General features: G+C 72.0%; 30 protein-coding genes and 1 pseudogene. 10 read left to right on the top strand and 21 right to left on the bottom strand.

The genetic code is table 11. The annotated features are described in order from the left end of the window. Positions 1–9: 9 nt before the first annotated feature. From AB0L33_RS07930 to AB0L33_RS07895, 8 genes and pseudogenes are all read right to left on the bottom strand, one after another. Positions 10–756 carry an ABC transporter ATP-binding protein gene (locus AB0L33_RS07930; RefSeq protein ID WP_365678754.1) on the bottom strand — a complete coding sequence of 249 codons (747 nt, stop codon included), beginning with the start codon at positions 754–756 and terminating at the stop codon, positions 10–12. Continuing rightward, positions 753–1,613 (bottom strand): ABC transporter permease, encoded by an 861-nt coding sequence (locus AB0L33_RS07925; RefSeq protein ID WP_365678753.1) that lies wholly within the window; start codon positions 1,611–1,613, stop codon positions 753–755. Before AB0L33_RS07925 ends, AB0L33_RS07930 begins: the two co-directional genes overlap by 4 nt. Continuing rightward, the gene (locus AB0L33_RS07920) at positions 1,610–2,977 is read right to left on the bottom strand and encodes an ABC transporter substrate-binding protein (protein WP_365678751.1); all 1,368 of its coding nucleotides are present in this window, start codon (positions 2,975–2,977) and stop codon (positions 1,610–1,612) included. The genes AB0L33_RS07925 and AB0L33_RS07920 overlap by 4 nt, the downstream gene beginning before the upstream one ends. Positions 2,978–2,990: 13 nt before the next feature. After that, positions 2,991–3,218: a ferredoxin family protein gene (locus AB0L33_RS07915; protein ID WP_018101329.1), complete on the bottom strand. Its 228-nt coding sequence runs from the start codon at positions 3,216–3,218 to the stop codon at positions 2,991–2,993. Between the two features lie 44 nt (positions 3,219–3,262). Further along, positions 3,263–4,033 carry a GntR family transcriptional regulator gene (locus tag AB0L33_RS07910; protein ID WP_365678749.1) on the bottom strand — a complete coding sequence of 257 codons (771 nt, stop codon included), beginning with the start codon at positions 4,031–4,033 and terminating at the stop codon, positions 3,263–3,265. Between the two features lie 166 nt (positions 4,034–4,199). Continuing rightward, a pseudogene (gene fahA / locus AB0L33_RS07905) lies at positions 4,200–5,431 on the bottom strand (fumarylacetoacetase). Between the two features lie 116 nt (positions 5,432–5,547). Beyond that, positions 5,548–7,542: a CocE/NonD family hydrolase gene (locus AB0L33_RS07900; protein WP_365678747.1), complete on the bottom strand. Its 1,995-nt coding sequence runs from the start codon at positions 7,540–7,542 to the stop codon at positions 5,548–5,550. Between the two features lie 9 nt (positions 7,543–7,551). Then, positions 7,552–9,051: a peptide MFS transporter gene (locus AB0L33_RS07895; protein ID WP_365678745.1), complete on the bottom strand. Its 1,500-nt coding sequence runs from the start codon at positions 9,049–9,051 to the stop codon at positions 7,552–7,554. A gap of 156 nt (positions 9,052–9,207) precedes the next feature. Between AB0L33_RS07895 and AB0L33_RS07890 the strand changes: the two genes are divergently transcribed. From AB0L33_RS07890 to AB0L33_RS07870, 5 genes are all read left to right on the top strand, one after another. After that, complete coding sequence (locus AB0L33_RS07890) at positions 9,208–10,218, top strand: polyprenyl synthetase family protein (RefSeq protein WP_365678743.1); 1,011 nt, start codon at positions 9,208–9,210, stop codon at positions 10,216–10,218. 216 nt (positions 10,219–10,434) lie between these two features. Further along, positions 10,435–11,667, top strand: coding sequence for a DUF2092 domain-containing protein (locus AB0L33_RS07885; RefSeq protein WP_365678741.1), 1,233 nt, complete (start codon positions 10,435–10,437; stop codon positions 11,665–11,667). A gap of 78 nt (positions 11,668–11,745) precedes the next feature. Beyond that, positions 11,746–12,681 (top strand): ABC transporter ATP-binding protein, encoded by a 936-nt coding sequence (locus tag AB0L33_RS07880; protein WP_365678739.1) that lies wholly within the window; start codon positions 11,746–11,748, stop codon positions 12,679–12,681. After that, a complete protein-coding gene (locus AB0L33_RS07875; protein ID WP_365678737.1) occupies positions 12,668–13,612 on the top strand; it encodes an ABC transporter permease in 945 nt (314 codons plus the stop codon). Before AB0L33_RS07880 ends, AB0L33_RS07875 begins: the two co-directional genes overlap by 14 nt. 190 nt (positions 13,613–13,802) lie before the next feature. After that, positions 13,803–14,396, top strand: a complete 594-nt coding sequence (locus AB0L33_RS07870) for a TetR/AcrR family transcriptional regulator (RefSeq protein WP_365678735.1) — start codon at positions 13,803–13,805, stop codon at positions 14,394–14,396. Between the two features lie 3 nt (positions 14,397–14,399). Here AB0L33_RS07870 and AB0L33_RS07865 read toward each other — a convergent pair whose 3' ends face one another. Together AB0L33_RS07865 and AB0L33_RS07860 are read right to left on the bottom strand one after the other, a co-directional pair. Beyond that, a complete protein-coding gene (locus tag AB0L33_RS07865) occupies positions 14,400–15,206 on the bottom strand; it encodes an HAD family hydrolase (RefSeq protein WP_365678733.1) in 807 nt (268 codons plus the stop codon). Between the two features lie 74 nt (positions 15,207–15,280). Next, complete coding sequence (locus tag AB0L33_RS07860) at positions 15,281–16,207, bottom strand: zinc-binding dehydrogenase (RefSeq protein ID WP_365678731.1); 927 nt, start codon at positions 16,205–16,207, stop codon at positions 15,281–15,283. An 87-nt stretch (positions 16,208–16,294) separates the two neighbouring features. Between AB0L33_RS07860 and AB0L33_RS07855 the strand changes: the two genes are divergently transcribed. After that, entirely contained in the window at positions 16,295–16,759 is a 465-nt protein-coding gene (locus tag AB0L33_RS07855; RefSeq protein WP_365678729.1) for a MarR family winged helix-turn-helix transcriptional regulator, read from the top strand. Here AB0L33_RS07855 and AB0L33_RS07850 read toward each other — a convergent pair. The 3 genes from AB0L33_RS07850 to AB0L33_RS07840 are packed head-to-tail and all read right to left on the bottom strand — an operon-like array spanning position 16,756 to position 18,022. Beyond that, on the bottom strand, positions 16,756–16,965 hold the full coding sequence (locus AB0L33_RS07850; RefSeq protein WP_365678727.1) for a DUF397 domain-containing protein: 210 nt from the start codon (positions 16,963–16,965) through the stop codon (positions 16,756–16,758). The genes AB0L33_RS07855 and AB0L33_RS07850 overlap by 4 nt on opposite strands. A 23-nt stretch (positions 16,966–16,988) precedes the next feature. Beyond that, complete coding sequence (locus tag AB0L33_RS07845) at positions 16,989–17,198, bottom strand: DUF397 domain-containing protein (protein WP_365678725.1); 210 nt, start codon at positions 17,196–17,198, stop codon at positions 16,989–16,991. Beyond that, a complete protein-coding gene (locus tag AB0L33_RS07840) occupies positions 17,195–18,022 on the bottom strand; it encodes a helix-turn-helix transcriptional regulator (RefSeq protein WP_365678723.1) in 828 nt (275 codons plus the stop codon). The genes AB0L33_RS07845 and AB0L33_RS07840 overlap by 4 nt, the downstream gene beginning before the upstream one ends. 106 nt (positions 18,023–18,128) lie before the next feature. Between AB0L33_RS07840 and AB0L33_RS07835 the strand changes: the two genes are divergently transcribed. Further along, positions 18,129–18,368, top strand: a complete 240-nt coding sequence (locus AB0L33_RS07835) for a hypothetical protein (RefSeq protein ID WP_161206722.1) — start codon at positions 18,129–18,131, stop codon at positions 18,366–18,368. Next, positions 18,365–18,526: a hypothetical protein gene (locus AB0L33_RS07830; protein WP_365678721.1), complete on the top strand. Its 162-nt coding sequence runs from the start codon at positions 18,365–18,367 to the stop codon at positions 18,524–18,526. Before AB0L33_RS07835 ends, AB0L33_RS07830 begins: the two co-directional genes overlap by 4 nt. A 182-nt stretch (positions 18,527–18,708) precedes the next feature. Here AB0L33_RS07830 and AB0L33_RS07825 read toward each other — a convergent pair whose 3' ends face one another. The 3 genes from AB0L33_RS07825 to AB0L33_RS07815 all read right to left on the bottom strand — a co-directional run bounded on the left by AB0L33_RS07825 (position 18,709) and on the right by AB0L33_RS07815 (position 19,956). Beyond that, on the bottom strand, positions 18,709–19,014 hold the full coding sequence (locus tag AB0L33_RS07825) for a hypothetical protein (RefSeq protein WP_365678720.1): 306 nt from the start codon (positions 19,012–19,014) through the stop codon (positions 18,709–18,711). Next, positions 19,011–19,166 carry a hypothetical protein gene (locus tag AB0L33_RS07820; RefSeq protein ID WP_365678718.1) on the bottom strand — a complete coding sequence of 52 codons (156 nt, stop codon included), beginning with the start codon at positions 19,164–19,166 and terminating at the stop codon, positions 19,011–19,013. The genes AB0L33_RS07825 and AB0L33_RS07820 overlap by 4 nt, the downstream gene beginning before the upstream one ends. A gap of 331 nt (positions 19,167–19,497) precedes the next feature. After that, complete coding sequence (locus AB0L33_RS07815) at positions 19,498–19,956, bottom strand: carboxymuconolactone decarboxylase family protein (RefSeq protein WP_365678716.1); 459 nt, start codon at positions 19,954–19,956, stop codon at positions 19,498–19,500. An 87-nt stretch (positions 19,957–20,043) separates the two neighbouring features. Here AB0L33_RS07815 and AB0L33_RS07810 point away from each other — a divergent pair, with 87 nt between their 5' ends. Together AB0L33_RS07810 and AB0L33_RS07805 are read left to right on the top strand one after the other, a co-directional pair. After that, complete coding sequence (locus tag AB0L33_RS07810; protein ID WP_365678714.1) at positions 20,044–20,895, top strand: sigma-70 family RNA polymerase sigma factor; 852 nt, start codon at positions 20,044–20,046, stop codon at positions 20,893–20,895. Positions 20,896–20,951: 56 nt separating this feature from the next. After that, positions 20,952–21,605 (top strand): hypothetical protein, encoded by a 654-nt coding sequence (locus tag AB0L33_RS07805; protein WP_365678712.1) that lies wholly within the window; start codon positions 20,952–20,954, stop codon positions 21,603–21,605. Between the two features lie 48 nt (positions 21,606–21,653). Here the strand turns inward: AB0L33_RS07805 and AB0L33_RS07800 are convergent, their stop codons facing one another. The 5 genes from AB0L33_RS07800 to AB0L33_RS07780 form a co-directional block, all read right to left on the bottom strand. Further along, positions 21,654–22,112, bottom strand: a complete 459-nt coding sequence (locus tag AB0L33_RS07800) for a VOC family protein (protein ID WP_365678710.1) — start codon at positions 22,110–22,112, stop codon at positions 21,654–21,656. After that, positions 22,100–23,098, bottom strand: a complete 999-nt coding sequence (gene rarD / locus AB0L33_RS07795) for an EamA family transporter RarD (RefSeq protein WP_365678708.1) — start codon at positions 23,096–23,098, stop codon at positions 22,100–22,102. The genes AB0L33_RS07800 and rarD overlap by 13 nt, the downstream gene beginning before the upstream one ends. Before the next feature lie 116 nt (positions 23,099–23,214). Then, the gene (locus AB0L33_RS07790; protein WP_365678706.1) at positions 23,215–24,075 is read right to left on the bottom strand and encodes an SDR family oxidoreductase; all 861 of its coding nucleotides are present in this window, start codon (positions 24,073–24,075) and stop codon (positions 23,215–23,217) included. Positions 24,076–24,220: 145 nt separating this feature from the next. Then, positions 24,221–25,279: a 2-oxoacid:ferredoxin oxidoreductase subunit beta gene (locus tag AB0L33_RS07785; protein WP_365678705.1), complete on the bottom strand. Its 1,059-nt coding sequence runs from the start codon at positions 25,277–25,279 to the stop codon at positions 24,221–24,223. After that, positions 25,272–26,471, bottom strand: a 1,200-nt coding sequence (locus tag AB0L33_RS07780) for a 2-oxoacid:acceptor oxidoreductase subunit alpha (RefSeq protein ID WP_365678703.1), incomplete at its 5' end; no start/stop codon positions are given. The genes AB0L33_RS07785 and AB0L33_RS07780, both read right to left, overlap by 8 nt.

Here is a 26,471-nt window from a genome sequence, read left to right as displayed (position 1 = left end):
GGGTGCCTTTCAGGAGAGGGGGGTGAGGGATTCCAGGACCTCGCGGCGCAGCGCGACCGTCACCGGGTCGGTGTGCGCGGCCCGTTCGCGCGGGCGCGGCACCGGCAGCACCCGGCCGCCCGGCAGCAGCGCCACCCGGTCGCCGAGGAACAGCGCCTCGTCCACGTCGTGCGTCACGAACACCACCGTGGCGCCGCTGCCCCGGAGCACGTCGACCAGGAGCTGCTGCATACCGGCCCTGGTCTGGGCGTCCAGCGCCCCGAAGGGCTCGTCCATCAGGACCGCCCGGGGCCCCGCCGCGAGCGCCCGGGCCAGCTGCACGCGCTGGCGCTGCCCGCCGGAGATCCGGTGCGGCAGCTTTCCCGCGTGCTCGGCGAGCCCGACCCGGGCCAGCCACTCCACGGCCCGGGCCCGCCGTTCGGCGCGCCCCACACCCCGTATGGCCAGGGGCAGTTCGACGTTGGCCCGGACCGTGCGCCAGGGCAGCAGCGCGTCGTCCTGGAAGACGAGGGCCCGTTCGGCGCGGGGTCCGGTGACGGGCGCGCCGTCCTCCGTTACCTCGCCGTCGAGCGGGGGGAGCAGCCCGGCCAGGGTCCGCAGCAGCGTGGACTTGCCGCAGCCGGACGGGCCGACGACGGCCAGGATCTCGCCGGGTACGACATCGAGGTCGATGCCGTCGAGGACGGGCGCCCCGGCCCGGCCGAGCGTGGCGCCGCGCAACGCGAGCCGCAACCCGTAAGTCGTGTCAACCGTCATGAGCGCACCCGTTCCCGTGCCGTGCGGACCGAGGGGGCGACGGTCGCCGCCGCTGCCGGGCGGCGGCGCGCGGGGGCGGCCGGGCGGCCCTCCGCGCGCGGCAGCCAGCGGGTCAGCCTGCGGCCCAGGAGCTCCACCGCGGTGGAGGTGAGCCAGCCGAGCAGGCCGATGGTGGCCATGCCGACGAAGACCCCGGGGTAGTCCACGACCGTGTAGTCCTGCCAGGTCCGGTAGCCCACCCCGTACTCGCCGGAGATCATCTCGGCGGAGATCACGCAGATCCACGACACCCCGATCCCGACGGACAGGCCGCCGAGGATGCCGGGGAGCGCGCCGGGCAGCACCACGGACCACAGCACGCGCCGCCGTCCGCCGCCCATGGTCAGGACGGCCTCCTCCCACACCGGGGTCAGCGCCCGCACCGCGTGCCGGGTGGAGACCATGACCGGGAAGAACGCGGCCGTGCACGTGATGAAGACGATGCCCTGCTCGTTGCTCGGGAAGAGCAGGATCGCGACCGGGACCAGCGCGATGGCCGGGACGGGCCGCAGCACTTCGAGGACCGGGCCCAGCAGATCGGCGGCGACGCGGGAGCGGGCGACGGCCGTGCCGACGGTGACCCCGAGGACGGCGGCCAGCGCGAAGCCGGTAACGATCCGGGTCAGGCTGTCGGTCAGGTCCTGCCAGTACGCGTCGCCGGAGACCCGGTCCGCGAACGCGCGGCCGACCTCGGTCACCGTCGGGAACTGCTCGAAGCGCAGCCACAGATTGACGTCGTACGTGGTCAGCGCCTGCCACAGCCCGACCGCCGCGACCAGTGAGAGCACCCGTCGCACGGGGGACCAGCGCCCGGTCATGACGCGGACCCGGCGCGTTCCAGCGCGTCGGCGTAGGAGACGGTCCGGGCGCCGGGGTGTGCCGCGACATCGGCGTGGGCCGCCGACTCGGTGACGTAGGGCCGCAGTTCCCGGCCGTCCGCGACCCACACCGCGCGGTCCGCGAACCACAGCGTGCCGGTCTTCGTGTCGGGGACGTACGCCGCCCGGACCGCGTCCCGGTGCGCGGCCACGTACCGCAGCACTTCGGCGGAGGTGGCGAAGGCCGTGGTGGCGTCCTTGCCCTTCGGCCACACCTCTCCGCCGCGCCGGGCGGGCGGCCCCGCGGCGAGGGCCTTCGCATAGCCGGAGCCGTACACCCGCTTGACGTACCGGTCGTCCACGAAGGCGTCCACGTCCACGTCGCCGACGAGCTTCGCCGAGGCCAGCACCGGGACGTCCTTCTTCAGGGCGGCGATGAGCGCGGGCTTCAGCGTGGTGTCGAAGGTGGCGATGCCCTGGGCGCCGTTGTAGAGGTGGACGACCTCCGCCGGGAGCCCGGTGGCCTTGGCGACGGACTCCGAGGCGGCGACGGGGTGTTCGTGGAGATAGTCCGTCGCCCGGCCCTGGGCGCGCAGGAAGTCCTCCACCACGGCGGACCGCTTCTCGGCGAAGTCCTCGCGGACGGTGACGCCGTGGAAGGTCGGCAGGTTCAGTTCGGCGCCGTCGTACAGCGCCTTGGCCCGGCCCTGGAAGGCGAGCAGCCCCGGCCAGGCCACGAACTGCGACAACGCGTCCGCGCTGCCCGCCTGGAGCGCCGAAGCCCCCACGGCGGGCTGCTGGTTGAGCTTGCGGATGTCCTTCTCGGGGTCGAGCCCGGCCCGCTGCAGGGCGCGTACGAGGGTGCCGTCGGCGGCCGATCCGACGCTCGTGGAGACCTTCTTGCCGCGCAGGTCCGTGAGCGTGCGGAGCTTGGATTCGGGCCCGGTGACCACGGTGTTGAGTCCGCCCGACAGGTTGTAGCCGGTGACCGAGACGAGCCGGGTGGGGCGCTTCAGCTGGACGCCCCGGGCCGCGTTGATCAGCAGCGGGAAGTCGCCCATCGAGCCGATGTCGATCTTTCCGGCGGTCATCTGGGCGGTGATCGGGGCGCCGGTGGCGTAGTCCTGCCACTTCACCTCGTACGTGACGCCGTCCCGCTCGCCGCGTCTGCGCAGCTCGTCCTCGAAGTAGCCGAGGGACCGCAGCAGGGTTCCGGCGGTGACGGTGTTGATGGTCCGGGACTGGTAGCCGACGGTCACCGTGACCGTGCCGCTGTCGTCCGCGCTCGCCCCGCCGCCGCAGCCCGTGGTGAGCGTGAGGAGCAGCGCGGCACCGGCCAGGGCGCCGGGTGCTGTGCGTCGCATGGTCGGGGGCCTTTCAGCGCAGGAGGTAGGGCATGTTGACGGTGACCGCCCCGGTGGGGCAGCGGGCGGCGCACGGGCCGCAGTACCAGCACTCGTCCACGTGCATGTACGCCTTGCCGCTGTCCTGGTGGATGGCCAGGGAGTCGAGCGGGCACATGTCGACGCACAGGGTGCATCCGTCGATGCACTTGGACTCGTCGATGGTCACGGGCACGTCGGCCCGCTGGGGCGCCAGAGGCATGGCGGGGCTCCAGGGGAGGGTGTCGAAGGGGACCGGCAGAGGGCTCAACAGGCCCGGTGCAGCACGCCGTTCATGCTGATGCGGTCGCCGCGGAAGCGGATGAACTCCAGGTCCACGGGCCGGCCGTCGGCGAGCCGGGTCAGCCGCTCCAGCATCAGGACGGCGGACCCGCGCGGGACCTCCAGGACGGCGGCGGAGTGCGCGTCGGCGTTGACGGCCTCCAGGGTGATGTCGGCGTCGCCCAGCCGCTGCCCGGTCAGGGACTCCAGCAGCCGGAACACGTCGGTGTTCTCCAGGTCGGCGCCGAGCAGCCCGGCGCCGACGTCCATCGGGACGTAGGTGAGGTCGAGGGAGAGCGGCAGCCCGTTCAGCAGGCGGCGGCGCTCGATGTAGAGCACGTCGGTGTGCTCGGCGAGCCCGAGCCGCCGGGCGACCGGGGCCGGGGCGGGGACGGGCCCGACGGTACGGACCTCGTTGGTGACCCGGCCGTGCTCGCGCAGGGTCTCCGCCAGACCCTGGAGCCGGTCGAGCGCGTGCGGGTACTTCTCGGCGACGACGACCGTGCCGACGCCCGGCTGCCGCTCGACCACGCCCTCGCCGCGCAGCAGGTCGAGGGCCTGGCGCACGGTGTTCCGCGAGACGCGGTAGTCGCGCCCGATGGTGTCCTCGTACGGCAGGACACCGCCGGGGAACGCGCCCGTGCGCACCTGGTGGCGCAGCAGGTCGGCGAGGAGCCGGGCGCCGTCCGCACGCAGCCGGCGCCGGCGGGCGGCGGCGACGGGCACGGTGTGCTCGCGGGTGCGTTCGGCTGGCATGCGGTGGACCATACCGACGGGGTACGGGAGTTGGTGTTGCCGCAGTGTTGCGCCATCAACGGGCCCCGGCGGGACGCCCGTGACCTGCGGTGACGCGGCCGGCCGGGGGAAGATCCGCCACCTGCGGGTCCGCCATGCGGACCGCGCCCGGCCGTCCCCGCCCGGGTCAGGCCGTCGGCACGACCCGCCCCGAGACCTCGCCCAGGCCCACCCGCGTGCCGTCCGGCCCCGGTGCCCAGGCGGTGATCGTCACCGTGTCCCCGTCCTCCAGGAACGTGCGCTTGCCCTCGGGGAGTTCCAGCGGATCGCGGCCGTTCCAGGTCAGCTCCAGGAGGCAGCCGCGCTGGGACGGCTCCGCGCCGCTGACGGTGCCGGAGGCGTAGAGGTCTCCGGTGCGCAGCGAGGCGCCGTTGACCGTCATCTGGGCGAGCTGCTGGGCGGCCGTCCAGTACATCGTGGAGAACGGCGGCTCCGCGACGACGTGCCCGTTGATCGCGACGGAGATCCGCAGGTCGTAGCCGCCGGGCTCGTCCTCGTCCGCGTCGTCCAGGTAGGGGAGGAGGGGGAGGTCGCGGGTGGGCGGCGCGGTGCGGGCGGCGTCCAGCGCCTCCAGCGGGGTGACCCAGGCGGAGACGGAGGTCGCGAAGGACTTGCCGAGGAACGGGCCGAGCGGGACGTACTCCCACGCCTGGATGTCGCGCGCCGACCAGTCGTTGAGCAGCGAGAGCCCGAAGACGTGCTCGCGGAAGTCCGCGAGGGCGACGGGCTTCCCCTGCTCGGACGGGGTGCCGACGACGAAGCCGACCTCCGCCTCGATGTCGAGCTTCACGGACGGGCCGAAGACGGGCGCCGGGTCGGCCGGGCCCTTGCGCTGGCCCGCGGGGCGGACCACGTCGGTGCCGGAGACCACGACGGTCCCGGCGCGGCCGTGGTAACCGATCGGCAGGTGCTTCCAGTTGGGGGTGAGCGGCGCGTCCGCGTCGGGCCGGAAGATCCGGCCCACGTTGGTGGCGTGGTGCTCGCTCGCGTAGAAGTCGACGTAGTCCGCGACCTGGTAGGGCAGGTGCAGCGTGACCGCGTCCAGCGGGTGCAGCAGGGGCTCCATGTCCGTGCGGTGGGCGGGGACCGTGACCCACGCGGTCAGTGCCCGGCGCACATCGCGCCAGGCGGTGCGCCCGGCCGCGAGCAGAGCCGTCAGGTCGGGCTGGGCCAGCAGCCGGGCGTACGGCGAGCCGAGCGCGAGGGCGGCGGCCCCGGCGTCCAGGACGTGGTCGCCGATGCGGACGCCGACGCGCCGCTCGCCCGGGCGGTCGGGGCGGAGAACACGCCGTGCGGCAGGTTGTGCGGGCCGAAGGGGTCGCCCTCGGGCACGTCGAGCGGACTGCTCAGCTCGGGCATCGTTCGCTGCCTCGCTTTCCGGGGTCGCTTGGGGTCAACGTTACGTCGGGACACTGCCGGAGGGCAGTGCCCCAACTCTCCCCCAATGCCCCGGAAAGTACGCTTCACATGCGACGTCACCCGGACGTGCGCGGGATGCTCTTCTCCCAGGTCCGGTGGAAGACGACCTCGCCGCCCTCGGTGCAGACGACCTCGTTGACGGTGTGGAAGTCGTCCGCGTCGGCGGTGATCTCGGAGCGGGTGTCGATCTGCACGTCCCACGCCATCTCCGGACGGTGCAGCCGGATCGTCCAGTCGGACCGGGTCCGCGCGGAGAGCGGGTCGCCCTCCTGGATGGTGTACTTCTCCACCGCGTCCTCGGTGAATTCCAGCCCGTCCGGGTAGACCCGCGTGCCGCCGTAGCGCGGGTCCACCTCGAGCCGCCACTCGCCCTTGGCCACATCGCGGACGACGAGCCGTTCGGGGCGCGGCGCGTCCAGCGTCTCCGGGTACACCACGCCCAGCGGCTCGGACTGCTCGGGCTCCTCGAAGCGGATCGCCGGGTCCTCGGTGTGCCGCCGCACCGGGAGTTCGAGGAGGCTGCCGTCCGCCTCCAGGGTGAAGCCCGCCGATCCCGCCTGCGGCCAGATCCAGGGCCAGTACGAGGACGAGACGGCCAGCCGGATGCGGTGACCGGGCGGGAAGGTGTGCCCGATGCCGTTCAGCTCGAAGGTGACGTCCTCGGTGGCGCCGGGCGTCCAGTCCTCGGTGCGGTCCCGGCCGCCCCGGGCGGCGAGGTTGAGCGCGCCGCGCGTGACGAGGGTGGAGGAGCCGTCGGGGGCGACGTCGCAGAGCCGGGCGACGGCCTGGCCGCGCGGCACGTCCATCGTGATGCGCAGGCTCACCCGGGGTCTGCCCAGGATCTCGATCGGCGCGTCGGTGACCGGGAATTCGAAGCAGAGCGACTTGGCGTCCTCGTCGCGCTGGTCGGGCGGCAGGTCGGCGTCGTTGCCGAAGGGGAAGAAGCGTCCGGCGTCCAGCCCGGTCTGCTGGGGCGAGTGGACGATCTGCGGCCCGCCCTGGAGGGCGTACGCGACCGGGGTGACGTTCTCCGAGGGCCAGCTGGTCTCCCCGACCCAGCGGCCGGGCAGCGTCTCGTACACCGTGGCGGGCCGGTGCGACTCGCTGATCCAGGAGCGCAGCAGCGGCTCCTCCATCACCCCGGTGTCCTCGTCCTTCAGGTGCTGGTCCCACCAGCGCAGGGTCTCCTGGAGGAAGCCGATGCCCGGTCCGGGCGGCAGCCCCCGGTCGGGGTACTGGTGCGACCAGGGGCCGATGATCCCGCGCACCTTCGCCGGGTCCAGGTGCTCGACCAGCCGGAGCACGGTGTCCCGGTACGGGTCGTGCCAGCCGCCGACCGCGAGGACGTTCGCCTTGATCGCGGAGTAGTCCTCGCAGACGCTGCCGTGCTTCCAGTAGGCGTCGCGGGTCTGGTGGGAGAGCCAGGTGTGGATGAAGGGGTCCACCGCTTCGAGCCGGTCCAGCCACATCTGCCGCCAGTCGTCGCCGACGTCCGCCGGGTCGGGCGGGCGGCAGACGAAGGCCAGCATGGTCGCCGCCCAGGCGTGCATGTCCACGCCGAGGACCGAGCCGCCCATGTAGTGGACGTCGTTGTCGTAGCGGTCGTCCGCCGAGCAGACCGTGACGATCGCCTTCAGCGGCTCCGGGGCCAGCGCGGCGATCTGGAGCGAGTTGAAGCCGCCCCAGGAGATGCCGAACATGCCGACCCGGCCGGAGCACCACTCCTGCTGGGCCAGCCAGTGGACGACGGCGACCCCGTCGGCCAGCTCCGTCGCGTCGTACTCGTCGCCCGGCATGCCCTCGCTGTTGCCGTGCCCGCGCACGTCCACCCGGACGGAGGCGTAGCCGTGTCCGGCGTACCAGGGATGGCGCTGCCAGTCGCGCGGGGCGGTCCAGTCGCTCAGCCGGTACGGCAGGTATTCCAGCAGCGCGGGCACGGGTTCGTCCGTGACCGGCCGCCAGATCCGGGCGTACAGCTGGGTGCCGTCCGCCAACGGGATGTAGAGGTCCTCGCGGGTCGTCTCGTACGGGAACGCGGTCTGGATGTGCATGGGCGTACCTCAGTGGACGGGGTGCATCGTGCGCCTGAGCCAGGGGGCGGCGGCGATGACGGCCACACCGGCCACCACCGCCACGGCGCCGTTGACACCGAAGTAGGCGGGGTTGGACACCTCGCCGTACAGCTTCACGATCTGGGCCTGGATGCCGTTGGCGAGGGCCAGCGAGAGGAACCAGAGGGCCATGGTCTGGCTGGCGAACGCCTTCGGCGCGAGCTTGGTCGTCGCCGACATGCCGGAGGTCTCCAGCAGGATGTCGCCGAGCCCGAGCAGCAGATAGGAGCCGACGATCCACCAGGCGGCCATCTTGTACGTGTCGCCGGTGTGCCCGGAGGTGGGCAGGACCATCAGCAGGAACGAGAGACCGCCGAGGATCACCCCGATCGCGATCTTGTTGGACGCGTGCGGCTGGCGCGGCCCCATCTTCGCCCAGACGGCCGCGACCACCGGGGCGAGCAGCACCTCGAAGGCGCCGAGCGCGGAGGCGTACCAGCTCGCCGGGAAGTGGAAGCCGAAGATCTCCGTGCGGGCGTTGGTCGACGCGAGCAGCATCATCGTCGAGTACGCCTGGAAGAGGATGAAGTTGAACACCACGGACGCCAGGAACAGCACCACGTACGGGCGCAGCCTGCCGCGCTCCTCGGCGGTGACCCGGGGGCTGCGGAACATCACCACGAAGTAGACGACGGGCGCGATCACCGAGATCAGGGTGAGCAGGTCCACGAACCGGTCCATGGTCAGCCACCCCGCCAGGGCCAGCGCGGTCGCGACCACCGCGACCACGACCGCCCCGGCGACGATGAGCAGGACCGCCCGGCGCATGGGCCCGGGGGCCAGCGCGTATTCGGCGGCGTGCTTTCGCCCGGCCAGGTGACGGCGGCCCGCCACGTACTGGATGAGACCGAGCGTCATGCCGAAGGCGGCCGCCGAGAAGCCCCAGTGCCAGCTGGCGTGGTCACCGAGCCAGCCGGTGATCAGCGGGCCGAGGAACGCGCCGATGTTGATGCCCATGTAATAGAGGGCGAAGCCCGCGTCCCGGCGCTCGTCGTCGGTGCGGTAGAGCTTGCCGACCATCGTCGCCACATTGGGCTTCAGCAGCCCCGTACCGGCGCTGATCAGGCCGAGGCCGACCCAGGTCATCGCGTCGGTGGGCACCGCCATGGCGTAGTGCCCGCAGGCGATCAGGATGCCGCCGTACAGCACCGCCCGGTACGAGCCCAGGATGCGGTCGGCCAGCCAGCCGCCCGCCACCGAGACCAGATAGACGAGCGTGCCGTACGCGGCGGAGACGGAGGCGGCCGTTCCGGCCTCCATGCCCATGCCGCCGTTGGCGACCGTGTCCGCGAAGTAGAGGACCAGGATCGCCTGCATGCCGAGGAACGAGAACCGCTCCCAGACCTCCAGCCCGGACAGGGTCATCAGACCCCGGGGCTGGCCGAAGAAGGCGTGGTCGTCGGCCGGGGGAGGCTGCGCAGGTTCGGTGTCTGCTGCGGTGTGGGACAAAGCGGCAACTCCTGATCGTATGAGCTGATCCCGAACATACCGGCGGTGGCGGGAAGGCGCCCACGGTGATCCAAAGGGGACCGGATACGCTGACTTGAGTGGTGACAACGACACATCGACATTCCGTGTGATCGTCAGCAGACAGGAGATCCCCTCGTGACCGTCGTCGGGCCGTTCGGACTGAGCGTGCGGGACCAGGCTCTTGAGGCCGGTGTCCAGGCCGGTTTGGCTGCTGTCGAGTCGGGCCTGCTCGATGCCACCAAGAGCGACGTGCCCTTCATCACGGAAGCCGCCCAGCACCTGGTACGCGCGGGCGGCAAGCGGTTCCGGCCGCTCCTCGCGATGCTCGCCGCCCAGTTCGGCGACGCCGAGGCGCCGGGCGTGGTGCCCGCGGCCGTCGTGGTCGAGCTGACCCACCTCGCGACGCTGTACCACGACGACGTCATGGACGAGGCCGACGTGCGGCGCGGTGTGGACAGCGCCAATTCCCGCTGGGGCAACTCGGTCGCGGTGCTGACCGGCGACTTCCTCTTCGCGCGCGCCTCGCACATCCTGGCCGACCTCGGCCCGGAGGCCGTCCGCATCCAGGCGGAGGCGTTCGAGCGCCTGGTCACCGGCCAGATCCTGGAGACCGCGGGCCCGCGCGACGGCCGCGACCCGGTCGACCACTACCTCGAAGTGATGCGTGGCAAGACCGGCTCCCTGATCGCCGTCGCCTGCCGCTTCGGCGCGCTGATGTCCGGCGCCGACGACACCGCGGTGGACATCCTCACCCAGTACGGTGAACGGCTCGGCGTGGCCTTCCAGCTCGCCGACGACGTCCTGGACATCGCGTCGGACTCCCACGAGTCCGGGAAGACCCCCGGCACGGACCTCCTGGAGGGCATCCCGACCCTCCCCGTCCTCCACCTCAGGGCGCAGGCCGCGGCGGAGGGCAAGCCGGACGACCTGGCCCTCGTGGAACTGCTCGACGGCGACCTCGGTGACCCGGACCGGCTCGCGGAGGCGCTGCGCCTGCTGCGCGCCCACCCGGCGCTGGCGCAGGCCCGCCGCGACACCGTGCGGTACGCCCAGGAGGCGCGGGCCGTGCTGAAGCCGCTGCCGGAGTGCTACGCGAAGCTCGCCCTGGAGGAGATGTGCGACGCGGTGGTCCACCGCGCCGGGTGACCGACCCGGGCCCAACCCCTACTGGACGGCGGAGGAATGACCCTCCGCCGTCATACCGAAGAGGTACGCGAGGTTGCTCCCGGGGGCTGACGCTTCGGGCCGCCCGATTTGGTCAGATGGAGAACAACCACTCCTGACCAAAACGGGTGAGAATGGCGGCACGGAGTGGACGAGTGCATCCCGACGGAAGCCGCCGACCACGGAGGTAGGGCACACATGGCACCGAACGACAGCGCGGAGACCAACGGCACGGCCGCCCGGGGACCCGCCGGCCGCCGCAAGGCCGCGCGCTACATCGTCCCCGTAGCGGTGGCGGGGGTGGCGGCCGCGACCATCGGCCTGGTCCCGGCGCTCGCCAGCTCGGGCGACCCCGATCTGCCGAAGATCACCGCTCAGGAACTCATCGAGAAGATCGCCGCGTCGGACACCGAGCAGTTCTCCGGCACGGTGAAGATCAGCACCGACCTGGGCATCCCGTCCATGGGCGGCCTGGCCGGCTCCTTCCTGTCCGGCGCGGCCGAGGGCGGCGACGGCGGCAAGGACACGTCGAGCGCCGACCCGCAGAGCAAGCTCACCGAGCTGGCCTCCGGCACGCACACCCTCCGGGTGGCCGCCGACGGCCCCGACAAGCAGCGCCTGTCCGTCCTGGACAAGGCGTCCGAGTACAGCCTCATCCACAACGGCGACGAGGTCTGGGCCTACGACAGCGGCTCCAACGCCGTCTACCACGCGGAGGGCAAGGGCGAGGCGCCCCACGGCAAGGACCAGGCCGCACCCGAGGGCGTCCCGACCACGCCGAAGGAGCTCGCCGAGGAGGCGCTGAAGGCCGCCGACGGCACCACGTCCGTCACGGTCGACGGCACCGCGCGGGTCGCCGGGCGCGACGCGTACCGCCTGGTCCTGAAGCCCGAGCAGAAGGGCTCCACGGTCGGCTCCATCACCGTCGCCGTGGACGCGGAGAACGGCGTGCCGCTGAAGTTCACGCTTCAGCCCAGCAGCGGCGGCAAGGCGGTCGTGGACGCCGGATTCACCTCCGTCGACTTCGGGAAGCCCGCCGCCTCCTCGTTCGCCTTCACCCCGCCCAAGGGCGCGAAGATCACCGAGGCCGACGACGCCGAGGCGAAGGGCCACGAGAAGGCGCGGGGCGACCTCGGCAAGTTCGAGGACGCGGAGGGCGCCGGCGCCCCGAAGATCATCGGCAAGGGCTGGAACAGCATCGCCGAGTTCAGGACCCCCGGCGGCGCGGCCCTGCCGTCCGAGGCGTCGAAGGACGTCCCGGCCGAGGCCCAGCAGTTCCTGGACGCGCTCGGCGACAAGGTCAGCGGGAAGTTCGGCTCGGGCACGGTCTTCAAGACCCGCCTGATCAACGCGCTGATGACGGACGACGGCCGCGTCTACGTGGGCGCGGTCACCAAGGACGCGCTGGTCGCCGCCGCGAACGCGGGCTGACGCTTCCTTACGCCCGCCCCGCCGTGCGTGTCGCGCGGCGGGGCGGGCGCGACCGTACGACCAGTGGGGAGCGAAACCATGGCGGCACCCGTCATCGAGACGCGCGGCCTGACCAAGCGCTACCGGGACGGCCGGCTCGCCGTGGACGGCCTGGACCTCACCGTCCCCGGCGGCAGCGTCTTCGGTTTCCTCGGGCCCAACGGCTCCGGCAAGACCACCACCATCCGGATGCTCATGGGCCTCATCGCCCCGACCTCCGGCACCGCGGCCGTCCTCGGCCGCCCCATGCCGGACGCCTCGCGCACCGTGCTCCCCGAGGTCGGCGCGCTGATCGAGGGGCCCGCCCTCTACGGGTTCCTGAGCGGCCGGGACAACCTCCTGCGGTTCGACCGGGCCGACCCCACCGCCGACCCGCGCACCCGCGCCGCCCGTGTCGGGGACGCGCTGGAACGGGTGGGGCTCGCCCCGGCGGCCGGGAGGAAGGCGCGCGCGTACTCGCTGGGCATGAAGCAGCGCCTCGGCCTCGCCGCCGCGCTGCTCAGGCCGCGCAGGCTCCTCGTGCTGGACGAGCCGACCAACGGCCTGGACCCGCAGGGCATGCGCGAGATCCGCGCCCTGGTCCGGGGACTGGCGGCGGACGGCACGACGGTCTTCCTGTCCTCGCATCTCCTGGACGAGATCGAGCAGGTGTGCACGCACGCGGCGGTGATGGCCCGGGGCCGTCTGCTCACCCAGGGCCCGGTCGCGGGCCTGGCCACGGGCGGCCGCCTGGCGGTCACCACGCCGGACCCGGCGGACGCGGCGCGGGTGCTGAAGGAGCAGGGCGTCACGGGCATCACGGTGGACGGCGACCGGGTCCGCGCGGACGCCCCGCCGGGCACGGTGGACGCGGCCGATCTCAACGCGGCGCTGGTGCGGGCGGGCGTCCGGGTGCGCGCATTCGGCGTGGAACGGGCTTCGCTGGAGGACGCGTTCGTGGCCCTGACGGGAGAGGGATTCGATGTCGCAGGCTGAGGGGGCGGCCGGGGCCGCCGGGGAGCCGGAAGCGGGGGCGGCCCCTGCGGGAGCCGAGGGGCCCGTCCGCGCGGACGCCGTCCGCAACCCCCTCTGGACCTTCGGCATCCTCCGCTCCGAGTTCGCCACCACCCTGCGCCGCTGGCGCACCCTCGCGCTGCTCGGCGTGCTGGCCGCCGTTCCCGTCCTGATCGGGATCGCCGTGCGCATCGAGACCGCCGACGGCTCCTCGGCCGGGCCCGGTGGCGGCGGGGGCGCGGGGCCCGCGTTCCTGTCCCAGGTGACCAACAACGGGCTCTTCCTGGTCTTCGCCGCGCTCGCCGCGACGCTCCCCGTCTTCCTGCCCATGGCCGTCGGCGTCATCGCGGGCGACTCGGTCGCGGGCGAGGCCAACGCGGGCACCCTGCGCTATCTGCTGGTCGCCCCGGCCGGCCGGACGCGGCTGCTGCTCGCGAAGTACGCCGCGACGCTCGGCTTCTGCCTGGTCGCGACGCTCGTCGTGGCCGCGTCCGCGCTGGCGGTGGGGGCGCTGCTGTTCCCGGTGGGCGAGGTCACGACGATCTCGGGGACGACGATCGGCTTCGGCGAGGGCCTGGTGCGGGCGGGGATCGTCGCGGTCTTCGTGGCGGCGTCCCTGACCGGCTTCGCGGCGCTCGGACTGTTCGTCTCGACGCTCACGAACAGCGGCATCGCGGCCATGGCGGCGACGGTCGGTGTGCTGATCACCGTCCAGATCGTGGACACCATCCCCCAGCTGAGCGGGGTCCACCCCTACCTCTTCCCGCACTACTGGCTGTCCTTCGCGGACCTGCTGCGGGAGCCCGTCTACTGGGACGAGCTGGTGAAGAACCTCGAACTCCAGGCGCTCTACGTGGCGGTGTTCGGCTCTGCGGCCTGGGCCCGGTTCACCACGAAGGACATCACAGCCTGACCGGGATGCGCCCGCACCGTCGGCCGGCGAGCCGTCCCCCGATCGGCTCGTCGCGGCACGAACGGCACGAACGGCGCGAAAACGAAAGGAACGAGCCGACACGGTACGTTCCGTTTCCGCCAGAGCATTGTTCGACTTGTAGCGACTCACTGTCAATAACGTTTGGCTCAAACAGTCCTATGCTCACCGAATGAACACATCGCCGAGCTCACTGCGCAGGAGCGAGAGCTCACGCAGGGCGACCCTGCAAGCCGCTCTCGACCTCTGTACGGAGCGGGGCTACGGGCGGGTCACGGTCGAGGCGATCGCGGCGCGGGCGGGCGTGAGCAAGAAGACGATCTACCGCTGGTGGCCGTCGAAGAGCGCGGTGCTCCTGGAAGCCTTCACGGAGATGCTGGTGTCGGCGACCCCGTTCGTGGACACCGGCGACATCGCGAAGGACCTGCGCACCCACCTCACGGGCGCGGTGAACGTCCTCGCCGTGCCCCCCTTCGGTCCGGCCTACGCGGGCATCCTCTCGGAGCTCCACCACGACGACCAACTGGCCGAAACAGTTCGCACGCAGCTCATCGACCCCCGCTTCCAGGAGGCGGTCGGCCGCCTCCGCAGCGCCCAGGACCGGGGCCAGATCCCGCCGGACGCGGACCTCGACCTCGCGGTGGAGATGCTCTACGGCCCGCTGTACTACCGCCATGTGCTCCGCAAGCCGATGCAGGACGCGGAGGACGTGGGAAAGCTGGTGGACCACGTGCTGCGGGCGCTGGGGGCGACGCCGGAGGGCTGAGGCTCAGCCGAAGACGCGCTCCAGGACGACCGCTATCCCGTCCTCCTCGTTGGACAGCGTGATCTCGTCGGCCGCCGCGCGCAGCTCCGGGTGGGCGTTGCCCATGGCGACGCCGTAGCCGCAGCTGCGGAACATCGGCAGGTCGTTGGGCATGTCGCCGAAGGCGATCGCCGTGCGCGGGTCCACGCCCAGTTCCTCGGCGGCGAGCGCGATCCCGGCGCCCTTGTCGACGCCGTACGGCTGGAGCTCGACGGTCCCGGGCCCGGAGTGCGTGACCGTGGCGAGGTCCCCGACGACCGCGCGGGCCTCGGCGGTCAGTGCCTCGTCGCTCAGCTCGGGGTGCCGGATGAGCACCTTGATCACGGGCTCGGCCCACAGCTCGTCCCGGTGCCGGGTGCGCTGCGCGGGCAGCGTGGCGTGGGGCAGCCGGTAGCCGGGCTCGATGAGCGTCCGCCCCTCGGCCCCGCTCTGGTCGACGGCGGCGAAGACCTGCCCCACCTGGGCCTCGATCTTCCCGAGCGCGGTCCCGGCCGCCTCCCGGTCGAGCGTGACGGCCCGCACGGTGCGCCGCGCCCCGGCGTCGTACACCTGCGTGCCCTGCCCGCAGACGGCCAGCCCCTCGTACCCGAGCCCGTCCAGCAGCGCCCGCACGCCCGGTACGGGCCGCCCGGTGACGACGAGGTGGCGGGCGCCCGCCGCGCGGGCCAGGGCGAGCGAGGCGCGGGTGCGGGGGCTGACGGTGTCGTCGCCGCGCAGCAGGGTGCCGTCGAGGTCGGTGGCCACGAGGGCATATGCGGGTGGGATGGGCATGGCAGCAAGCGTAGGCGCCGGATTCGGAAGCCCCCGGCGGAGTTGTGGCGGGGCGGGGGCGTGGGGTAGAGCGGCTACGGGACCGTGAGGACGACCTTGCCCTGGTTGGCCCGGTTCTCGATCGCCGCGTGGGCGAGGGCCGCGTCCGCCAGCGGGTGGGCCGCGTGGACGGCGGGGCGGAGGCCGCCCTCCGCGTACAGCGCCCACAGCTCGGCGATCCAGGCGGCGTACCGCGCGGGCTGCGTCCGGGCGATGCGCGCCACCTGGAAGCCGATGACCGACTTGCCGCCGACGAGGAGGTCGTACGCCTCGATCGTGCCGCCGCCCGAGCTGTAGGCGACGAGCCGGCCGCCGGGGGCGGTTGCGCGGACGGCCCGGGGGAGGAGGCCGCCGCCGACCGCGTCCAGCACGATGTCGCAGGGTTCGCCCCAGCTCTCGTCGGTGTACGTCACCACCTCGTCGGCCCCCAGCGACCGCACGAAGTCCGCCTTCACCGGATCGCCCACGGCCGCCACGACCCGGGACGCGCCCCGGAGCCGGGCGAGCTGGAGGGCCAGGTGCCCGACGCCGCTTGCGGCGGCCGTGACGAGGACCGACTCGCCCTTCTCGGGTCGCGCCGACTCCAGCGCCCCCAGCGCGACGACGCCGCTGCGGACGAGCGCGACCGCGTCCTGGGCCGTGGCCCCGGCGGGGACGGCGGACGCCATGGCCTGGTCGAGCAGGGCGTATTCGGCGTATCCGTGCCCGAAGCAGAGGCCGGTGACCCGGTCGCCGACGGCGTGCGCGCACGCGCTGTCCCCCCGCGCCACCACCTCACCGGCGATCTCGCCGCCGAGCGGGATGGGCTCCCGGCTCTCGCGCACCTTCCGCACCACGGGGAGGGTGACGCCGACCGCCTCGACCTTGACGAGGAGTTCGCCCGGGCCGGGCGTGGGGACGGGCGCGTCCTCCTCGAACAACACCTCGGGCCCGCCGCTGTGTTCGTACCGAATGCGCCGCATGGCGGTGACCTCCGACCGACCAGGATTCGTTGGGAATCCCAACGGTAAGCTCAAAGTCGTGGGGAAGTCCAACGATTCCTGGATACGATGCGGGGCATGGCAGACAAGGCAGCGGCGACGACGGCCCCGAGCCGCATCCGCCCGCTCCCGAGCTGGCTCCTGGGCCGGGCGGCGGCGCGCGGCCGGTCACTGGTGGCGGATGCGCTGGCCGCGCACGGCATGAAGATGTGGCACCACGTGGTGCTGGCGGCGGTCGAGGACCTGGAGCCCGTCGCCCAGGCGGACCTGGGCCGCGCGGTGGCGCTCGACCCGAAGGACCTGGTCGGCATCCTGAACGACCTTCAGGCGGAGTCCCTGATCGTCCGCGCCCCGGACCCGAAGGACCGCCGCAAGAACGCGGTGAGCGTGACGGAGGCGGGGCGCCGCCGCCTGGAGGAGTGCACGGCGGCGGGCGGCCGCGCCAACGCGGAACTCCTGGCCCCGCTGAGCCCCGACGAACGGGTCCGGTTCCTGGACATGCTGCGCCGGGTCGTCGGGGCCGGGAGCGACTAGGCGGGGCCGAACCCGCACCGCTTGACGCCCGCCACAAAGGCGGTGAACGCGTCGGAGCGGGGGGCGAGGGCGGGCCCGTCCGGGAACTTGGAGTCCCGGACGGGGACGGTGCCGGTGGTGGCGGCGAGGTTGGTGGCGACCGCGACGCAGGCGCCGCCGTTGTCGCTGTACGACGAGGTGTGCCAACGGGGGGATTCGGTCGTCACGGGGCTTCCCTTTGTAGGGCGGATCAGATGGCAGTGAACCTGCCGTCCTTGATGCCCGTCACGAAGGCCGCGTATGCGTCGGCGTGGAGGCCGAGGGAAGGGCCGGTCGGGTTCTTGGAGTCGCGGACCGGGACGGTGCCGGTGGTCGGAGCCAGGTTGGTGGCGACCTGGACGCAGGCGCCGCCGTTATTGCTGTACGAGGAGGTGTGCCAGCGGGGGGATTCGGTCGTCACGGAGTGCCCTTTCGTAACTGCTCGATCATGGCCACGGACGCCGACTGAGAGTCCGACTCGGCCTGAAGTTGATGGTAGGCCGTCAGTAGCGGCAGCACTAACGTGCTTTCCCGCTCCAGGTGGCCCTGCTGCGCCGACTCGGCATAGGACACCAGTGACCGATCAGGCATCGTCAGTATGTAGAGCGGCAGGTCGAACGGGCGGCGGGCCCCCATGGTGAATGGAGCGATCTGGAAGACGGTGTTCGGCAGCTCCGCGAATTCGAGAAGGCGATCCAGCTGTGCGTTCATGACGTCGGTCCCGCCGACTGGGCGGCGGATGCAGCTCTCGTCCAGTACCACCAGGACCAGCGGAGGGTTCGGCCGCAGCAGGGAAGCCTGCCTCTCGGCAACGAGCTCCACTCGCTGGAGGGCTTGTTCGGGCGTGATCGCCCCCCGCTTCACGGCGCCCTCTGCCAGGGCTGTCGCGTACTCCGGGGTCTGGAGCAGACCGGGCATGACGCCCACTTCGTAGAGCCGGATCTCGGCAGCCCGGGCCTCGTGTCCTACGTACTCCGGGAACCCCTCCAGGAGCGCCGTGTCTCGCGCCGCTCGGGCCTGGCGCTCGAACATGTCTCCGGTGCCGAACGCCCTGTCAGCTCTGTTCGCGAAACGGGGAGTTGGAGGTCGACGACCAGTTTCGGCGGCGGAAATGTGGGTCCCCGAATACCCCATGACCGCCCCCAGCTCGTCCTGGGTCCAGCCGCGCTCATCTCGTAACCTGCGAAGACGCTCGCCGAAGGCTGCGACCGGGGAATCCTCGGGGTTCAACTGCTTGCGATTCATGGCCCAGCGCCCAACTCTCCGTGCGGTTCGTGCAAGTTGAGGACATCCGCACTCTAGGTCACGCTGAATCCGCTTGGTAGTGGAACGACTACGGAGAGGGATTGCCATGTCCGCAGAAGAACAGGTTCCGGCCATCGGGGCGATCGTCGTGGACGTCGGCCGGTGGGACCAGCCGCTCGTGGGCGAGTTCCGAGGAGTCGCCGGCCCCTACTGGACGCTCCGGTCGCCGAAGGGCGGCACGGAGTGGGAGGTGCGGCCCGAGCACACCCGGGACGCGACCCCCGCCGAACGGCTCGCCGCGCGTACCGCGAGGGAGAACGCCCGCAGCCGGGGCGAGGTCGCGTGAGCGCCCCGGCCCCGGAGGAGCCCGAACCGTGCCGTACGTGCCAGGAGTTCGACCTCGCGGAGGCCGTCGCCCGGAGCGAGCGGGACGGGAGCCGGGAGACGGACGCCCGGGTGCTGCGCAAGCGGCACATGGCGGCGGAACACGGCAAGCGCACATGAGTTCGCGGCGGGAGGGGCTGTGCCGGTGGAGGCCACGGAGCGTACGACGCTTGGTGTGGTCTTCGCCCCGGTGGGACGCCCGTGCCCGCTGTGGACGGAATGACGCGACTGCGCGCCCCTCGTGGCAGGCCGAGAGGCCGGGCTCGGGGAGAGCTCGGCCTCTCGGGTGGTGACGTGGGCGCCTACCAGTAGGTACGCGTGACGTCGTCAGGCAGTCGCCCCTGCCGCTCCCCTTCCTGGAAGATCACCGATGCCGCGATCAGGAAAGCGCGGCGGAGTTTCGGGTCCGGGTCGGGATTTTCCACATTCCCGATTCTTTTGTCGAGGAGCATGTCGCCGAGGGTTATTCCCTCCGGCGTGCAGGGGTGGGCGACTGATTCATCCCGGTCGATCAGAACGTGTCCGGTGACACCTTCCGCGGTTTCCCAGGCGTAGACGTATCCCGCTTCCAGAGAGTGAGTCTTCCTGCACGTCAGTGATGCTGTCACGGGGATTCCCCCCAGTTCGCTCGCGCCAGGAATGTGATCATGGGCGACAGTTCGTGCCTGTCCTTGGCGACCTGCTTGCGGCGCTCGGCCGGCGTCATCGCCTTGGGCGGATCAGGCAGGTCCTCGGCCGTGCGGGCCTCGACCCGGGCCACGCCGGCCCCGGGCCACGCCGGCCCCGGCCCCGGCCGGCTGGTCCCGGGGCGCCGCCCACGACGGGGCGGCAGCCGCTATCACGAGGAGAACGAAGGCCAGGAAGGCCGTGACGAGCCTTCGCGCTTGTGCGCGCATGGCGAATCACCTGGGGGCAAAAGCGAACAGAGACTCGGTGATGTTGAACGGGCGGAACCTTCCGTCTCTTCCCGAGACGTGTCGCGGTCGCGCTTCGCTGAGCGGGCGGCGGCCGACGCATCGACCCGGGTGACACACACCCGGGTCGGTGCGCGGGCGGCACGTGGCGGCGGAACACGGCTGCGCGGCCCGCGCTCAGCCCCAGGTCTTGCCGGCGGGCTCCTTGATCGTGCGGTTGATGCGGTTGAAGAAGTTGGTCATGGCGATCTCCAGGTTGAGGGCGCCGATCTCCGCCTCGGTGAAGTGGGCGTTGGCCTCGTCCCAGATCTCGTCGGTGACGCCGGGCGCACCGTCCTGGAGCCGGGTGGCGCCCTCCGCGAGGGCGAGGGCCGCGCGTTCGGCGTCGGTGAAGAAGGGGGCCTCGCGCCAGGCCGCGACGCTGTGCAGTCGCTCGTCGGTGTCACCGGCCTTCTTCCCGGCGGCCACGGCGGCGTAGGCGCAGGCCGAGCAGGCGTTGATCTGGCTGACGCGCAGATGGACGAGGGCGAGCAGCTGAGGGTCGACGCCGCCGGCGGCAATGGCCTTGTGGAGGTGCCGGACGGCGGTCCACAGGTCGGGGTTGGCGGCGTTCTTGTCCTTCAGGCGGTTTTCCATGAGAGGGGAAAGCTCCTTCGTAGGGTTACCTTGCGGCGCTGGTGTGCGTCACCCCTATGACGGAGCCGCTGCCACGGAGGTAACAAGATGACGCTCGCCGACGCTTTCGAGTCGCACCGCGACCGGCTGAGGGCGGTCGCGTACCGGATGCTCGGGTCGCACGCCGACGCGGAGGACGTGGTGCAGGAGGCGTGGCTGCGGCTGTCGCGCCAGGAGCCCGGCACGATCGACAACCTGGGCGGCTGGCTGACGACGGTGGTGGGGCGGATCAGCCTCGACGTGCTGAGGTCGGGCCGGAGGCGGCCGGAGGTGTCGTACGACGACGGGCCGGAGTACGCCGTGACCCTGGACGACGCCCCCGCGCCGGAGGACGTGGCGGCGATCGGGGACTCCGTGGGCCTCGCGCTGCTGACGGTGCTGGACTCGCTGCGGCCGGACGAACGCCTCGCCTTCGTGCTGCACGACGTGTTCGCGGTGCCGTTCGCGGAGGTGGGCCCGATCCTGGGCAAGTCGGCCGACGCGACGAAGATGCTGGCGAGCCGGGCGCGGAGGAAGGTCCAGGGGGCGCAGCGGCCGGCGAGCCCGGACCGGCGGCAGCGCGAGGTGGTCCAGGCTTTCCTGGCGGCGGCCCGGGACGGCCACTTCGAGCGGCTGCTGGAGGTCCTGCACCCCGAGGTGAAGCTGACCGCGCACACTCCGGACGGCACGTTCGTCACCCTCGGCGCCACGGAGGTGGCCACCCGGGCCCGCATGGCCGCCGCCGCGGCCCACGGCCATCCGGCCACCGCCAACGGCCTCCCGGCGATCCTTTCCTGGACCCCGGACGGCACCCCGCTCTCCCTCCTCACCTTCACGGTCACCGACGACCGCATCACGGAGATCACGGCCCAGGCGGACCCGGCGGAACTGGCGCGGATGAACTTGCCGGGGCGGGTGTGACGGGCCGCCGAGGAACCACGGTGTGTGTGAACTCCGCTCCTGGGTAGGCGAGTCGGGTGACGTCTGGGGCGGGGGCGGGGATGGTGGCCGGGGTCGTCGAGCGGGTGCGGGGGGCGTTCCGGGCGCCTCGGTGGCCGCGGGTGGTGGGGGCGGTGATCGGGCTCGGCGCGGGAGTCGCGGCGGTGGGGGCCGGGGTCGCGTACGAGGTGGCGCACAGCGCGCCCGCGTACTACCAGGTCGGCTGCCTGGTGGTCGGCGTCGGCGCCGTGGTGGTCCTGAGTGCGCTCGGCCTCCACTCGGGGGCGCGCTTCACGGCGTTGCTCGTGCTCGGCGTCGTCCTCGCCGTCGGGGCCCCGAACGGGTTCCGCAGCGCGGTCCTGGAGGCGCGGGGCGAGTGGGTGACGGCCACGGTCGTCGAGGTGCGCCGTCCGCATTCCACGTACACCAGCTCCGACAACGACAACTGCAAGCTCGAAGTGCGGGGGGACACCTTCTGGGTCCAGAACCTCGGTGAGTGCGGCCCGGCCACCCGCCCCGGCGACCGCTTCGAGGTCCTGCGCGACCCCGAGGACCTGGTGAACGTGGCGAGCGGGCACGCGCCGATCACGTTTCCGGTCCTCATCCCGAGCGTGGGCGTCGTGCTGCTCCTGCTCGCCGCCCTCGGCGCCCGGGGCATGCGCCTGCGCGCGGCCCGGCACCGGACGGCCTGAGCCCTCCGGTGCCCGGCCGCCCGAGCCGCGGTGACGCCCAGCCCGGCCCTACTGCACGCAGAACTCGTTGCCCTCCGGGTCCGTGAGCACCGTCCACCGGCCCCCGGGCTCCTCGACCTCGCGTTCGACCTTCGCGCCCAGCGCGACCACCCGCGCCACCTCGGCCTCGCGGCGCTCCGGGCCCGCGTGGAGGTCGAGGTGGAGGCGGTTCTTCACCGTCTTCGGCTCGGCGACGCGCTGGAAGAGCAGCCGGCGTCCGTGCCCGGCGCCGCTGTCCTCGTCGTACGGGTCGTCCGGATGCCGCACAGCGGCCAGGTCGAGCCAGGCGCGGCGGCCGTGCGCCGTGGTGGTGACTGCCTCCGGCACGGCCCCGGCTCCCAGGAGCCGTTCGATCAGGGGGCTGTTGTCCTCGATCTCGTAGCCGAGGGCCCGGGACCAGAAGCCGGCCTGCGCGTGCGGGTCGGCGGCGTCGATGACGACTTTCCACTCAAGGGTCATGACCGGCATTCTGTCCCGGCGCCCGCGCTTTCGCCGGGTGATGCCTCGATCCGCTCCGCGCCCGCCGGTGCGGCCGGCGCGGCCGACCGGGCCGCCTGCGCCCGGGCCCGGTTGCGCCGGGCGGTCCGCAGCGCGTCCCAGGTGAGGACGGCCAGCGCCGCCCACACCAGGGCGAACCCGGCCCACCGCTCCGGCGGCATCTCCTCGTGGAAGTAGGCGACGCCCAGCAGGAACTGGGCGATCGGGGTCATGTACTGCAGCAGCCCGATGGTCGAGAGCGGGATGCGGATCGCGGCGGCCCCGAACAGGATCAGCGGCACCGCCGTGACCACCCCGGTCGAGGCGAGGAGCGCGGTGTGGCCGAAGCCCTCGGAAGTCAGGGTCGAGGTGCCCTGCGCGCCCAGCCAGATCAGATAGCCGAGCGCGGGCAGGAAGAGAACGGCGGTCTCGACGGTGAGCGATTCCAGGCCGCCCATGTCGACCTTCTTCTTGACCAGGCCGTACGTCGCGAAGGAGAACGCCAGGATCAGCGAGATCCACGGCGGCTTCCCGTAACCGATGGCCAGCACGAGCACCGCCGCGACGCCGGTGGCGACCGCCGCCCACTGCGCCGGGCGCAGCCGCTCGCCGAGGAGCAGGACGCCCATGGCGATGGTGACCAGCGGGTTGATGAAGTAGCCGAGGGACGCCTCGACCACGTGGCCGCTGTTCACGGCCCAGATGTACAGGCCCCAGTTGACGGTGATCGTGGTCGCCGCGATCCCGAGCATCCCCAGCTTGCGCGGCTGCCGCAGGAGCGGGCCGATCCAGGACCAGCGGCGCAGGACCAGCAGCAGGACGGCCACCACACCGAGCGACCACACCATGCGGTGGGCCAGGATCTCGACCGCCCTGGCGGGCTTCAGCAGCGGCCAGTACAGCGGGACGAGGCCCCACATGCCGTACGCGGCGAAGCCGGAGAGGAGTCCGGCCCGCTGCTCATTCGTCCCTTCCACGGGCCCCTCCTTGTGGGTGGTGGTCGTACGACCGTCAACCACATGAAGGTAGCGTCGCCCGCGCCCGGTGTCATACCCGTATCGTCAGACGGTCATGACACCGGGTGGGGTGCGGCTCAGAGCGCGGCGACCGCGGCGGCGACGGTCTCCGACACCGGCGTCGTCGGGCGGCCGGTCAGGCGGGCCAGGTCGCCGCTGGTGCCGGCCAGCTTCCCGCGCCGGACGGCCTGGTCCACGTCGACCAGGATTGCCGCGAAGCCCTCGGGCAGCCCGGCGCCGGTCAGGATCTCCTGGTGGACGGCGGCCGGGACGTCCTTGTGGACGATCTCCTTGCCGGTGGCCTTCGCGACCTCGGCCGCGTAGTCGGCGTAGGACAGGGCGGTGTCGCCGCTGAGCTCGTACGCGCGGTTCAGGTGGCCCTCGCCGGTCAGGACGGCAGCGGCGGCGGCCGCGTAGTCGTCGCGGGAGGCGTAGGCGATGCGTCCGTCACCCGCGCTGGCGACGACCGCGCCGTGCGCCAGGACCGGGGCCAGGTTCTCGGTCTGGTTCTCCGTGTACCAGCCGTTGCGCAGGAAGGTGTACGGGAGGCCGGAGTCCAGGATCAGCTGCTCGGTCGCCCGGTGCTCGTCGGCCAGCGTGAAGTCCGCCTCGGGCCCGCCGAGTATCCCGGTGTACGCGAGCTGGACGACGCCCGCCGCCTTGGCCGCGTCGATGACCGCGGCGTGCTGGGGGATGCGGCTGCCGATCTCGTTGCCGGAGATGAGGAGGACCCGGTCGCCGGGGCGGAAGGCGTCCGCCAGGGTCTCGGGGCGGCTGTAGTCGGCGATGCGCAGCTCCACGCCCCGGGCGGCGAGACCGGCGGCCTTCTCCTTGTCGCGGACCACCGCGGCGACCTCGGAGGCGGGGACGGTGGTCAGCAGGTGCTCCACGACGAGCCGGCCGAGTGCTCCGGTGGCTCCGGTGACGACGATGCTCATGGGGGTTTCTCCTCGTTCGGTCGCTTCGTTCTTACACCACCTTACGGAATGCGCTAACTAAAAGAAAGTGTGCTGGTCAGGGCATGCAAAAGCGCGCCGGACCCCGCCCGTGAGGGGCAGATCCGGCGCGCTCCGGCCCAAGGTGTCAGCCGACGACCGTCCAGTTGTCGTTTCCGGCGAGGAGTGCGGCGAGGTCGCCCTTGCCGTGGCGTTCGACGGCCGTGTCGAGTTGTTCGGCCATGGTGGTGTCGTAGACCGGGCGCTGGACGCTGCGCAGCACTCCGATGGGGGTGTGGTGGAGGGTGTCGGCGTCGGCGAGCCGGGAGAGTGCGAAGGCGGTTGTGGGGCTGGGGGTGTGGGCGTCGTGGATGAGGATCTGGGATTTGTTGTCCTCGGTGACGGCGACGACGTGGAGGTCGCCGGTCAGGGGGTCGCGTACGACGCCCTTGGAGCCGTCGGTGCCGAAGACGATGGGCTGGCCGTGTTCGAGGCGGATGACCGCTTCTTGGGCCTGGTCCTTGTCCTTGAGGACTTCGAAGGCGCCGTCGTTGAAGATGTTGCAGTTCTGGTAGATCTCGACGAGTGCGGTGCCGGGGTGGTCGGCGGCGGCGCGGAGCACGCTGGTGAGGTGTTTGCGGTCGGAGTCGACGGTCCGGGCGACGAAGGATGCTTCCGCGCCGATGGCGAGGGAGACCGGGTTGAACGGGGCGTCGAGTGAGCCCATCGGCGTGGATTTGGTGATCTTGCCGAGTTCGGAGGTGGGGGAGTACTGGCCTTTGGTCAGGCCGTAGATCCGGTTGTTGAAGAGGAGGATCTTGAGGTTGACGTTGCGGCGCAGGGCGTGGATGAGGTGGTTGCCGCCGATGGAGAGTGCGTCGCCGTCGCCGGTGACGACCCAGACGGAGAGGTCGCGTCGGGAGGTGGCCAGGCCGGTGGCGATGGAGGGGGCGCGGCCGTGGATGGAGTGCATCCCGTAGGTGTTCATGTAGTACGGGAATCGGGAGGAGCAGCCGATGCCGGAGATGAAGACGATGTTCTCCTTGGCCAGACCGAGGTCGGGCATGAAGCCCTGCACGGCGGCGAGGACCGCGTAGTCACCGCAGCCGGGGCACCAGCGCACCTCCTGGTCCGACTTGAAGTCCTTCATGGACTGCTTCGCCTCGGCCTTGGGCACCAGCTGGAGCAGTTCGTTCACCTCAGGCATCGATGGCCTCCTCAAGAGCTGCCGCGAGCTGCTCGGCCTTGAACGGCATGCCGTTGACCTGGTTGTAGCTGTGTGCGTCGACCAGGTACGTGGCGCGGATGAGGGTGGCGAGCTGGCCGAGGTTCATCTCGGGGACGACCACCTTGTCGTAACGTGCCAGGACCTCGCCCAGATTCCGCGGGAACGGGTTGATGTGGCGCAGGTGGGCCTGGGCAATACTCCGTCCCGAGGCGCGCAGGCGGCGTACCGCCGCCGTGATGGGGCCGTAGGTCGAGCCCCAGCCCAGGACCAGTGTGTCGGCGTCTGCCGGGTCGTCGACCTCGACGTCGGGGACCTGGATGCCGTCGACCTTGGCCTGGCGGGTGCGGACCATGAAGTCGTGGTTGGCGGGGTCGTAGGAGATGTTGCCGGTGCCGTCCTGCTTCTCGATACCACCGATACGGTGCTCCAGCCCCGGCGTCCCCGGGACCGCCCACGGGCGGGCCAGTGTCTGCGGGTCACGTTTGTAGGGCCAGAACACTTCGGTGCCGTCGGCCAGTTCGTGGTTCGGGGAGTTCGCGAACTGGACGCGCAGGTCGGGCAGCTGGTCGAGCTCCGGGATGCGCCAGGGTTCGGAGCCGTTGGCGAGGTAGCCGTCGGAGAGCAGGAAGACCGGGGTGCGGTAGGTCAGGGCGATGCGGGCCGCGTCCAGGGCGGCGTCGAAGCAGTCGGCCGGGGTGCGCGGGGCCACGATCGGCACCGGGGCCTCACCGTTGCGCCCGTACATCGCCTGCAGCAGGTCGGCCTGCTCGGTCTTGGTCGGCAGCCCGGTCGACGGACCACCCCGCTGAATGTCCACGATCAGCAGCGGCAGTTCCAGCGAAACCGCCAGCCCGATCGTCTCCGACTTCAGCGCCACACCCGGCCCGGACGTCGTGGTCACCGCGAGGGAGCCGCCGAAAGCTGCGCCCAGCGCGGCCCCGATGCCCGCGATCTCGTCCTCGGCCTGGAACGTGCGCACGCCGAAGTTCTTGTGCTTGGACAGTTCGTGCAGGATGTCGGATGCCGGGGTGATGGGGTAGGAGCCGAGGTAGAGGGGCAGGTCGGCCTGGCGGGACGCGGCGATCAGCCCGTAGGACAGGGCCAGGTTCCCCGAGATGTTGCGGTAGGTGCCGGTGGGGAAGGTCTGCGAGGCCGGGGCGACCTCGTAGCT

The sequence above is a fragment of the Streptomyces sp. NPDC052299 genome (assembly GCF_040679335.1).
Taxonomy (GTDB): Bacteria; Actinomycetota; Actinomycetes; order Streptomycetales; family Streptomycetaceae; genus Streptomyces.
The sequence above is the reverse complement of the archived record's forward strand: the minus strand, read 5'-3'. Positions and strand labels throughout refer to the sequence as shown.